This is a genomic window from Cupriavidus sp. 05N39, assembly GCF_056397325.1.
Map to the genome: position 1 here is coordinate 1 of NZ_JBFTNE010000282.1, position 546 is coordinate 546.

The following is a 546-nucleotide window of genomic DNA, read 5'->3' on the forward strand; positions in this document are numbered from 1 at the left end:
GGGCGCGGGCAAGACCTTCGCCGCCATCAACCTGGCGGTGCTGTTTGCCGAAGCCGGCCAGCGTGTGCTGCTGATCGACGCCGACATGCGCCGGGGCAAGGTGGCGAGCTGGTTCGACCAGGGGGCTGAAGGCGGTCTGGCGGAGATACTGGCGGGCCAGCTCACGCTGGCTGCCGCCGTGCGTCCCACCGTCGTCAGCGGTTTGTCGATCCTGACTACGGGGGCGACGCCTCACAATCCCTCCGAACTGCTGATGCGTCCCGCCCTGGCGGAATGCCTGCGCCTGTGCGCTAGCCGCTTTGACCTTGTGATCGTCGATACGCCGCCGGTGATGGCCGTGGCCGACGCCACGCTGGTGGCGAATATTGCCGGCTCGACACTGGTTGTGGTGCGCGCGGACCAGACACCGCCGGATCAGGTCGAGGAGACGCTCAAGCGCCTGGCCCGTTCGCATGCGCGGCTTCTGGGTGGCATTCTGAACGGCGTGACGGCGCGCCGCAGCAACCGTGCCGAGTTCAACAGCATCAATCCCTATCTGGGCATGCC

Annotated in this window: 1 protein-coding gene; it reads left to right on the forward strand. The window is 67.4% G+C overall.

Annotated elements, in window-relative coordinates:
• Window positions 1-546 (forward strand): CpsD/CapB family tyrosine-protein kinase (locus tag AC1DN0_RS41310; RefSeq protein ID WP_477146639.1); only part of this gene is annotated, 546 nt, incomplete at both ends.